General features: G+C 72.8%; 9 protein-coding genes and 2 pseudogenes. 10 read left to right on the top strand and 1 reads right to left on the bottom strand.

Going from position 1 to position 10,089, the window contains the following annotated elements:
• Window positions 1–127: 127 nt before the first annotated feature.
• The 4 genes and pseudogenes from WEB03_RS16275 to WEB03_RS16260 form a co-directional block, all read left to right on the top strand.
• Window positions 128–247: pseudogene (locus tag WEB03_RS16275) on the top strand (putative RNA methyltransferase); the annotation flags it as partial.
• A gap of 891 nt (window positions 248–1,138) precedes the next feature.
• The gene (locus WEB03_RS16270; protein ID WP_368071971.1) at window positions 1,139–3,079 is read left to right on the top strand and encodes an acyl-CoA dehydrogenase; all 1,941 of its coding nucleotides are present in this window, start codon (window positions 1,139–1,141) and stop codon (window positions 3,077–3,079) included.
• A 54-nt stretch (window positions 3,080–3,133) separates the two neighbouring features.
• Window positions 3,134–3,895: an SDR family NAD(P)-dependent oxidoreductase gene (locus WEB03_RS16265; RefSeq protein ID WP_368071970.1), complete on the top strand. Its 762-nt coding sequence runs from the start codon at window positions 3,134–3,136 to the stop codon at window positions 3,893–3,895.
• 25 nt (window positions 3,896–3,920) lie between these two features.
• Window positions 3,921–4,481, top strand: a complete 561-nt coding sequence (locus WEB03_RS16260; RefSeq protein ID WP_368071969.1) for a DUF421 domain-containing protein — start codon at window positions 3,921–3,923, stop codon at window positions 4,479–4,481.
• Here the strand turns inward: WEB03_RS16260 and WEB03_RS16255 are convergent.
• Window positions 4,463–5,071 carry a flavodoxin family protein gene (locus WEB03_RS16255; protein ID WP_368071968.1) on the bottom strand — a complete coding sequence of 203 codons (609 nt, stop codon included), beginning with the start codon at window positions 5,069–5,071 and terminating at the stop codon, window positions 4,463–4,465. The two genes, WEB03_RS16260 and WEB03_RS16255, sit on opposite strands and share 19 nt — an antisense overlap.
• Before the next feature lie 161 nt (window positions 5,072–5,232).
• Between WEB03_RS16255 and WEB03_RS16250 the strand changes: the two genes are divergently transcribed.
• The 6 genes and pseudogenes from WEB03_RS16250 to WEB03_RS16225 all read left to right on the top strand — a co-directional run.
• Window positions 5,233–5,499, top strand: a complete 267-nt coding sequence (locus WEB03_RS16250) for a hypothetical protein (protein ID WP_368071967.1) — start codon at window positions 5,233–5,235, stop codon at window positions 5,497–5,499.
• A gap of 160 nt (window positions 5,500–5,659) precedes the next feature.
• Window positions 5,660–6,094, top strand: a complete 435-nt coding sequence (locus WEB03_RS16245; RefSeq protein ID WP_368071966.1) for a hypothetical protein — start codon at window positions 5,660–5,662, stop codon at window positions 6,092–6,094.
• A 71-nt stretch (window positions 6,095–6,165) separates the two neighbouring features.
• Window positions 6,166–6,474: a hypothetical protein gene (locus tag WEB03_RS16240; protein ID WP_368071965.1), complete on the top strand. Its 309-nt coding sequence runs from the start codon at window positions 6,166–6,168 to the stop codon at window positions 6,472–6,474.
• An 80-nt stretch (window positions 6,475–6,554) separates the two neighbouring features.
• The gene (locus WEB03_RS16235; protein WP_368071964.1) at window positions 6,555–8,261 is read left to right on the top strand and encodes a GTPase; all 1,707 of its coding nucleotides are present in this window, start codon (window positions 6,555–6,557) and stop codon (window positions 8,259–8,261) included.
• The gene (locus WEB03_RS16230; protein WP_368071963.1) at window positions 8,258–9,832 is read left to right on the top strand and encodes a GTPase domain-containing protein; all 1,575 of its coding nucleotides are present in this window, start codon (window positions 8,258–8,260) and stop codon (window positions 9,830–9,832) included. The genes WEB03_RS16235 and WEB03_RS16230 overlap by 4 nt, the downstream gene beginning before the upstream one ends.
• Window positions 9,833–9,952: 120 nt before the next feature.
• Window positions 9,953–10,089, top strand: a pseudogene (locus WEB03_RS16225) (pirin family protein); the annotation flags it as partial.

The following is a 10,089-nucleotide window of genomic DNA, read 5'->3' as shown; positions in this document are numbered from 1 at the left end:
TGCTGGTCAAGCCGTTCTCGAGCGGGAGCCTGCTCGAGGCGGTCACGTCCGCCCGGGCCACCCTCGTTGCGAACGGACCGGATCGCGGCGGGCACCCGTAGGGTCCGAGCATCGACCGGAGGCGGACGTGGACGAGACGGCGGTGTCCGCGTTGCGCTGTCCCCGCGATCGCGCGCGGTTCGTCCTCGTGGACCGGACCCTGCGGTGCGCCGAGGGGCACGCGTACGACCTCGCGCGCCAGGGCTACGTCAACCTCCTCGCCGGGAGGGACCCCGGCACCGGCGACGACGCTGCCATGGTGGCCGCCCGCGACGAGGTGCTGCGCGCGGGTCGGATGACGGCGGTCACGTCGGCCCTGGTCACGACCGTCGTCGACCACGTCCCAGCCGAGGGGGTCGTCGTCGACCTCGGTGCCGGTACCGGACACCACCTCGGTGCCGTCCTCGACGCGCTCGGGGACCGTGCCGGTGTCGCCATCGACGTCTCGAGGTACGCCGCCCGACGCGCCGCTTGCGCCCACCCCCGGGCCGTCGCCGTGGTCGCGGACGTCTGGGCGGGGCTCCCGATCGGCACGTCGGCCGCCGCCGCGGTGACCTGCGTCTTCGCCCCCCGCAACGGCCCCGAGATCGCGCGCATCCTCCACCCTGACGGCGTGCTGGTGGTGGTCACCCCGACCCCCGAGCACCTGCACGAGCTGATCGCACCCCTCGGCTTGCTCGGGGTCGACCCGCGGAAGGAGGAGCGGCTCCTCGCGACGCTGGCACCCGCGCTCGAGCCCTCCGGTGAGCCGGGCCAGGTCGAGGTGGCATCGTCGCTGACCGCGGCCGAGGTCCGCACGCTCGTCGCGATGGGTCCGAGCGCCGACCACCTCACCGACCAGCAGCTCGCTGACCGCGTCGCGGTGCTGCTCGAGCCCATCACGGTGACGGTCTCGGTCGAACTGCGCACGTTCCGCGTCGTCGGGGACGACGCCACCACGGGAACCGCTGCCGAACGGCCGACCGGTCCCGGACGTTCGGGCGAGCGTGCCGACCTAGCATCGGGGGTCCGCCGAGTAGGGGATCACCGCGTGGCCGCACCGGACGCTCCGACCGCAACCGTCGACCAGCACGCGAACGGGCAGGATCTCACGGCCCGCGTGCGCGACACCCTCGACGGACGGTGGGCCGAGATCCGTCGGGTCACCCGCGAGGAGCTGCGACGGCCCGAGCTCGCCCCCGGTACCGCGATGCCGACCGAGGAGCACCGCGAACGGGTGATGGAACAGCTCAAGCTGCTCGGCTCGACCGAGGGCCCACGGCTGCTGTTCCCCGAGGCCTACGGCGGCGGTGGTGACCTCGGCGGGGCGGTCACCTCGTTCGAGACCCTCGCGATGGGCGATCTGTCGTTGCTGGTCAAGGCCGGCGTCCAGTTCGGCCTGTTCGGCGGCGCGATCATGAACCTCGGCAACGAGGAGCACCGCAGCACCCTGCTGCCGAAGGTCATGACCGCCGAGCTCCCCGGTTGCTTCGCGATGACCGAGACCGGGCACGGCTCCGATGTCGCCAAGCTGCGCACGACCGCGACCTACGACGCGGCCAGCGACGAGCTGATCATCCACACGCCCGACGAGGACGCCCGCAAGGACTACATCGGCAACGCCGCCCGCGACGGGCGGATGGCCGTGGTGTTCTGCCAGCTCGTCACCGGGTCCGGTAGCCACGGCGTCCACGGCGTCCTCGTCCCGATCCGTGACGAGTCCGGCGATCCCATCCCCGGCGTGACCATCAGCGACTGCGGCCACAAGGCCGGGCTCAACGGGGTCGACAACGGCCGGCTGTCGTTCGCCGGCGTCCGCGTCCCACGCACCAACCTCCTGGACCGGTACGGGTCCATCTCCGAGGACGGCACCTACCGCTCGCGCATCGACGACGAGGGTCGCCGGTTCTTCACCACCCTCGGCACCCTCGTCCAGGGGCGCATCAGCGTGTCGGGCGCCGCCCTGTCCGCCGCCAAGGTCGGCCTGGCCATCGCGGTCCGGTACGGGCTCGTCCGCCGTCAGTTCGAGGCGCCCGGTGCCGACCGCGAGATCGTCCTCCTCGACTACCGCCAGCACCAGCGTCGGTTGCTGCCGCTGGTCGCCACGACCTACGCGCTGCACGCCGCCCAGGAGTCGCTGGTCGCCGAGCTCGACGAGTCGTTCGACGGTGCGGCGCTCGCGGCCGGCGAGGACGCCGACATCCCCGACCGTCGGGTGCTCGAGTCCATGGCGGCGGGCATCAAGACCGCCACCACCTGGCACGCGACCCACGCGATCCAGACCGCCCGCGAGGCCTGCGGTGGCGCGGGCTACCTCTCGGAGAACCGCCTCCCGGAGCTGAAGGCGGACACCGACGTCTTCACCACCTTCGAGGGCGACAACACCGTGCTGCTCCAGCTGGTCGCCAAGGGTCTGCTGACCGACTTCCGCGACGAGTTCTCGTCGCTCGACACGATCGGCACGGTCCGGTTCGTCGCGGATCAGGTCGTCGAGACGGTCGTCGAACGGACCGCCGCTCGCCGGTTGCTCCGGATCATCACCTCCGCCGTCCCCGGCCGCGATGACGACGCCGACTTCCGTGACCGGGACTGGCAGCTCGAGCTGTTCGCGTGGCGTGAGGAGCACATCGTCAGCTCGGTCGCCCGCCGACTGCAGCGCGCCATGGGCGACGGTGGGGATCCCTTCGAGGCGTTCAACGACGCCCAGGATCACGTCCTGGCGGCAGCGCAGGCCCACATCGACCGCGTCGTGCTCGAGCGGTTCTGCGCCCAGATCGAGGCCTGTGCCGACACCGAGGTGGCAGCGCTGCTGAGCAAGCTCCGCGACCTGCACGTGCTGTCGCTCGTCGAACGCGAACGGGGGTGGTTCCTCGAGCACGGTCGGCTGTCGGCCTCCCGCAGCAAGGCGATCACCGCGGAGATCAACCGGCTGTGTGCGGAGCTCCGGGAGCACGCCCAGCTGCTCGTCGACGCGTGGGCCATCCCGGACGAGGTGCTCGCGGCACCCATCGCCCTCGGCGCGGAACGCGACCGGCAGGACGCCAAGTACGACGGTGCCTGACCGCACCGTGGCTCGGTGGCTACCGTCGCCGGCCCTTCGACCGAGGACGTACGTGTGACCATCTTGGACCGGTTCCGTCTCGACGGGAAGGTCGCCGTCGTCACGGGCGCCTCCTCGGGGCTCGGCGTCGCCTTCGCAGAAGCGCTCGCGGAGGCGGGCGCCGACGTCGCCCTCGGCGCGCGGCGGACCGACAAGCTCGAACGGACCGCGGAGCTGGTCGAGGCGACCGGCCGACGGGCCCTCGTCGTCGCCACGGACGTTTCGCGCCCCGAGGACGCGACGGCCCTCATCGACCGGACCGTCGAGGAGCTCGGCCGCGTCGACATCCTGATCAACAACGCCGGCATCGGCACCGCCTACCCCGCGACGCGCGAGACCCCCGACCAGTTCCGCCAGGTCATCGACGTGAACCTCAACGGCGCCTACTGGGTCGCCCAGGCGTGCGGCCGGGTCATGCAGCCGGGCAGCAGCATCATCAACATCTCGTCGGTGCTCGGCATCACCACCGCCGGCCTGCCGCAGGCGGCCTACGCGGCGTCGAAGGCGGGGCTGATCGGTCTCACCCGCGACCTCGCGCAGCAGTGGACCGGCCGCAAGGGCATCCGCGTCAACGCGCTGGCACCCGGCTTCTTCCCGTCCGAGATGACCGCCGAGTACCCCGACGGCTACCTCGAGGCGCAGGCGCCCCGGCTGATCGCCGGCCGCGTCGGTGAGCCCTCGGAGCTCGCGGCGGCCGCGGTCTTCCTCGCCAGCGATGCCGCCTCGTACATCACCGGCCAGACCCTGGCGGTCGACGGCGGCCTGACCATCACCTGACCACCAGCCGACCGGGGGGCGTCCGATGCTGACCGAGGTACTCCAGCGGCTCGGGTCGACCTGGCCGGCGATGATCACGGCAGCCGTGGCGATGGTCGCCATCTACCTCGCCGTCATCGTCGCGACCCGGGCCGCGGGGCCGCGGAGCCTGGCCCAGATGTCGGCCTTCGACTTCGTCGCGACCGTCGCGGTGGGTTCGATCACCGCGTCGGTCGGGCTCGGATCGGTCCCGCTCGCCGACGGGCTGGTCGCCGTGACGACCCTGTTCGTTGCGCAGTACGTCACCGGACGCCTGCGTCACCGGCGCACGCTCCAGGGGGTCATCGACAACACCCCGCTCCTGCTGCTGCGTGACGGGGCGATCCTCGAGGACCACATGCGTCAGGCACGGATGACCGTCGAGGACCTGCGCTCGCACCTGCGGCGCTCGAACGTCGACGATCTCGCCGACGTCCGTGCCGTGGTGCTCGAGACAACCGGGGACGTCAGCGTGCTGTACGGCACGGGCGACGTCGGTCCGCTGCTGCAGGGCGTCCGGGGCGCTGAGGGCCACGAGGGACCGACGGGTCAACTCAGCGGGGGGTAGGGGTTGGCCGCCAGCAGCGAAGCCACGTGCGCCAGCGACGCGGCGGCCAGCTTCGTGGTCGACGCGACGTTCTCGGGCGGCGCCTCGAGCTCGCCGTAGTCGACCGGCTGCATCGCCTCGCCGACCCAGTAGGTCGCCGCGTTCTGCGGGATCGTGAACCCGCAGTCCGAGAGGCCCTGGTAGATCTGGGCGATGCAGTTGTGGGCACCGTCCTCGTTGCCCGTGACCACCGCCCCGCCGACCTTCCCGAAGGTCACCATGCGGCCAGCGTCGTCGGTCTCGGCGATGAAGGCGTCGCAGCGTTCGAGGGCGCGCCGGGCCACCGAACTCGGGTTCCCGAGCCACACCGGCGTGGCGATGAGCAGGATGTCGGCAGCGAGGATGCGCTCACGGATGGATGGCCAGTCGTCGCCGTCGCCCATGTCGGCCTCGACACCGGGCTTCACGTCGTGCGCCGCGAGACGCACGGTCTCGGAACTCACCCCGTGTCCGCTCAGCTGATCGAGCAGCTGATCGAGCAGGATCTGGGTGTTGGAGGGGCCGTCGGGCTTCAGGCTGCAGTTCAGGGCCAGGCAGGTCAGGTCGGTCACGCGCGTCCCGTTCTCGGTGGGCGTCGTTCGACACCGTGCCCGCCGCCGGTCGGTCGCGCGCGTGTCTGAGCGGCCACGGTCCCGGCGAGAGGCCGGTCCATCGCCGACCCGTCGGCTCCCGCATCCGCGCCACCTCACGGGTCGATGGGCGCCCCGCCGTCGTGGACATCGAGGTCGTCGCGCTCGACGCTCCCGACCGGCTCGAGTTCGAAGCGCGGTCGCAGGACGTCCGTAGCCGCTGCACCTTCGACGTGCGTGCACGCGACGGTGGCTCGGAGGTGACCGCGACCACGACGGCCCGGGTCGACGACGCCGACGACGGCCGCGCCGTGGAGCCGGCGGCGAACCCGACCTTCACCGACCTCGGCGCGTCCCTCCTCGCCGGTCTCGAGGCCGCCCTCACCGACGAGCCGATCGAGCCCCGCTGACCGTCGACGTTCCCCGCGGCCGGGAAGCCCGGCCAGTGGCTACGAGACGGGCGAGGACGGGCGTCACGACCACGGACGCCGGTTGTCAGAACCGGTGACCGCCCGTACAGTGCTCTCTGTGGTCAGCAACCTGACCATCATCGTGGTCGGGAGCAGGAACATGGAGTCCGTCATCTACCAGGCCACCGATCTGAAGGACCGCCGCACCGAGTTGCTCAGCACCGCAGTTTCAGGCCGTGCGCTCGTGCGTGCCGTCGACGGGACCGCGTTGGTGTTCACGCGTCTCGACCAGGTGGAGGCGGACCGCTTCGTGGCTGCGTGGTCGCTGGACCTACACCAGGCCGAGACGGGCCGGCTCCCTTCCCGGCTGCGCTGGCTGCGTCATCTCGACGCCGAGGACCGTGCCGAGTGCGTGGGGGAGTTCTGGGAAGAGCTCGAGGACGTAGCCGCCGGCGGTGTTGGGCGCGAGCGTTTCGCGGTTGCGCTGGCCGAATGGTGCTCGACCGCGCTCTCGCTCGCCGATTCCAACCATCGCGAGGTACTGCTGGGCGACGTCAGCAAGGACGACTTCGTGCCAGCAGAACCTCCTCGGTGACAGGTGCCTACTCGCCCTTCCAGCCGGCGGCGCGACCTGGTGGGAGACCGGCAAGCAAGCCGTCGTACCGGGTGCTGGTCCACCGCAAGTCCGTGCAGCTGTGGGAGCAGCTGCCGCAGCGGGTCGGTCTCGAAAGCGCTCAACAGTTCTACGACCACGTCGCGCACACGCCTGGGGAACCCCCGAAGGTCAACTCGTCGTCGTACCTGCGTGGGAAGGCCGGCAAGCCGAAGTTCGAGGGTGCGTCGCGGACGATCCACGACGAGATCAGCGGCGCGGGACGGATCAACTATCAGTTCGCCAACGCGTACACCAGCGGCGAGCACGGTGACCCCCACCCGGTGGTCTTCATCTTGACGATCGACCTCAGCAGTCACTGACCCGGGGGCCGACGGCGCCTGAGCGCGGCCGTCGCTCCGGCCCGCCGGTAGCGTCCACGTCCGGGGCGGAGGACACGCACGTGGTCGCAGCACCAGACGCAGGGAACGACGCAGCGCTCGCGTCCCTCGCGACGCACCTCGAGCGCCTGCGGTTCGACCTCACCGAGGACCCCGAAGGGTGGCGGCGCCGGGCGACCTCGTCGGCCCGGTTGTTCCGCAGCGTCCTCGCACGTGCAGCCGACCTCGACGCCCCGCTGCTCGTGGTGATCGCCGGCGGGACCGGCGCCGGCAAGTCCACGACCGTCAACACCCTCGCGCGTGCCCGGGTCGCCGCCACCTCGGTGGTCCGCCCGACCACCCGCGCGCCGGTCCTGGTCAGCCACCCCGACGACGCTGCCGCGTTCGCCGGTGACCGGGTCCTGGCGGGGCTGCCGCGGGTCCGCGGTGATGACGACGACGCCGCCGGCGTCGGGCACCGGTTGGTCCTGCGTGAGAGCGACGGCCTGCCCCGCGGGCTGGCCCTCGTGGACACCCCCGACGTCGACTCGGTCGAGACCGCCAACCACCGGCTCGCCGAGGATGCCCTCGCCGACGCGGACGTCTGGCTCTGGTTCGCGACGGCTCGGACCTACGCCGACGAAGCCGGAGCGGTGTACCTGCGGACCGCTCGGGACCGGGGTGTGGCCATCGGCGTCGTCGTCACCCAGCTCCGGCCCGAGGACCGTGACGAGGTGCTCGCCGACGTCCGCCGTCTGCTGGCCGACCAGGGCGTCGACGCCGACCTCGTCGTCGACATCCCCGTGGCGGAGGTCACCGGCGACCGGCTGCCCGACGCTGCCGTCGCACCGGTCCGCGACCACCTCACGGACCTGGCGGCGCCCGCCCAGCGGGCCGCGACTCGTCAGCGCGCGATCGCGGGGGTCCGAGCCGGAGCCCCGCGCGATCTGGCCCCCATCGCCGAGGCGCTCGCGGTCGAGAGCCGAGCTGCAGCCCGGCTGACCGAAGCCGTGGTTGCGGCCTACGCGCCGCTGCCCGACGAGCTGCAGATCGAGCTCGAGCACGGCATCCCGTTGCGGGCCGACGTCCTCGACCGGTGGCGGGACCTCGTCGGCGGGTCGGACACGCTCGTCAGGATGCAGACCGCCGCGCAGCGCGTGCGTGGTGCGGTCCAGGGGATGCTCGGCACCGCCGGTGAGGTGCCCGCCGAGAGTCCACGGCAGGTACGTGCCGAGGTGGCGGGGACCCTCACCGCGACGTTGGAGCGTCTGCTCGAGCGTGCTCGGGTCGACGCGCGTCGCAGGTTCGAACAGGATCCCGTCGGCCGCCGGCTCCTCGACATCGACCCGGATCTGCGACGCGACGACCTCGATGCGCGCCACGACCGAGTCCGGGCGGCGGTCGATGCCTGGGGCGAACACGTCGCCGAGCTGGTCGCGACCGTCGGGGCAGAACGCCGGGTCCGGGCGCGCCGCTGGTCCACCGCCCTGAACGCGGTCGCCACCTCCGCGATCCTGGTGGTCTTCACCGTCAGTGGCGGGCTGACCGGCGGCGAGGTCGGCATCGCGGCGTTGGCCAGTGCCGGCAGCCAAGCGATGCTCGTGCGCCTCTTCGGCGAGCAGAACCTGCGTCAGCTGCTGACCGACGCGCACGCCGACCTCGACGTGCGGCTCGCCGAGCTCATCGTCGTGGACCGGGCCGACCTCGACCGCGCGGTCACCGCCGCGGCGCCGCTTGCGGATGCGACCGCCGAGATCGCCGGCGTCGTCGAGGGCGGGGCTCGCTCGTGAGGTGGCGCGGCCCGTCGCCGACGACCGACGTCGTCGCGGCGCTCGACACGGTCGCGGAGCTCGGCCCGGGTCGGCTCGACGAGGACCTGATCGACGACGTGCACACCCTCCGACGCAAGGTCGAGGAACGTCTCGGACGTGGCGAGGGCCTGACCGTCGCGGCGGTTGCCGGTGGCACGGGGGTTGGCAAGTCCGCGCTGGTCAACGCGCTCGTCGGGCGCGAGGTGGCCGTCGAGGGCATCCGACGACCGACCACCTCGGTGGCACTGGCGGCCAGCGCGGCCCAGGATGGTCCGACCTCCGCGCTGCTCGACTGGCTGGAGGTCCCCGAACGTCACGAGGTCGCCGACACCCTGCCGGCCGGGCTGGTCGTGCTCGACCTGCCGGACCACGACTCGGTCGTCGAGAGCCACCGACGGACCGCTGCCCGGCTGGCCCAGCGCGTCGACGTCGTGGTCTGGGTGCTCGATCCGCTGAAGTACGCCCGGGCGGACGCCCACGACGGGCCGCTCGCCGAGCTGACCGAGCACGCCGACGTGCTGGTGGTCGTGCTCAACCGCGTCGACGAGCTCGCTCCAACCGACGTCGAACGCGTGGTCGCCGACCTCCACGCGCGGCTGGAGGCAGGTGGTCACCACGGTGCCCGCGTGCTGACCACCTCGGCGTCGACGGGGGAGGGGGTCGAGGAGCTGCGGAAGATGCTGACCGCCATCGCCGCCGCGCGATCGGCCGCAGCGGCGAGGTTGGTGGGGGATGCGGCGGTGCTCGGGGGGCGGCTCGCCGACGGGATCGAGGCCCTCCCGGACCTCACCGTCGATCTGGGAGCGTGGATGCCCCACCTGCTCGAGGCGGTCGATGGTCACCGCGCCGCCGCCGACGCGGCCCAGCTCGCGCGGCGGGACGCGCTGGCGCGAGCACGCTCGCCGCTCGCGCGGATGGTCCGGGCTCCGTTCCGCTCCGTGATCGGTGCCTTCCGTGGCGGCCCGTCCGTCGCGACGATGCGGGACGCACCATCTCGCGCGTCGGTGACCGCCCGGGTCGAGGCGGCGGTCACGCGTGAGCTCGGCGCGGCTGCCGCCACGGGCCGGACCCACCTCGCGCTCGACCGGGCGGTGACGGGCGCCAGCGACACGGCCGCGCCCGCCCTGCTCGATGCCGTGGCGGGCGCGGGGCTGACCCCACCACCGCGGCGGTGGCCGACGGTGATGGCGGTGGCACGCGGTGTCGCCGAGCTGGTCGCGCTGGTCGGTGCGGGCTGGCTGACGGCGCTCGCGGTGGTGGCGTGGCTCCAGCTGCCCCCGCTGCCGACCCCCGACGCGATCGGTGCGGTGCCGTGGCCGACCGCGCTCGTGCTCGGTGGCGTCGTGGTGCGGCTGCTGCTCGGCGTGCTCACGCGCGTCCTGGCACGCGCCGGCGCACGCCGACACGGCGCGCGGGTCGCCCGGCGCATCGACCGATCCCTCCGTGCTGCCGCCGACGATCGGCTGCTCGCCCCGGTGCGTCGGGAGGTCGACGCCCAGGCCCGGCTGCGTGCAGCCGTCAGCACACTCCGGTCCGCGACGACGCGTTGACCCGCGCGGTGGTCGCCCGGCCCGGGTGACCCGGGATGGTTGCTGATGCAACCTTCGTTGTGACACGTGACCGTCCCGCGCACCCCACGGGATCCCACCGAGCTTCCAGAGGAGCGGCCGATGCCCGCCGTCACCGTCGATGACCTGCTCACCCTGCCGCGCGTGCCCGAACCGGACGTCACCGCCACGACCCGCCCGCTGCGGACCCTGACCACCGCGCCGCGCGGCTTCGAGGGTGAGGGGTTCCCGGTCCGTCG

Origin of the sequence: Nitriliruptor sp., assembly GCF_040882075.1 — a bacterium.
Taxonomy (GTDB): Bacteria; Actinomycetota; Nitriliruptoria; order Nitriliruptorales; family Nitriliruptoraceae; genus Nitriliruptor.
This window is presented reverse-complemented; position numbering and strand designations above follow the sequence as displayed.

Bases quoted from the DNA above. Each gene is read 5' to 3' on its own strand.
- WEB03_RS16245 (WP_368071966.1), top strand. From the start codon at position 5,660: ATGGAGTCCGTCATCTACCAGGCCACCGATCTGAAGGACCGCCGCACC.
- WEB03_RS16260 (WP_368071969.1), top strand. From the start codon at position 3,921: ATGCTGACCGAGGTACTCCAGCGGCTCGGGTCGACCTGGCCGGCGATG.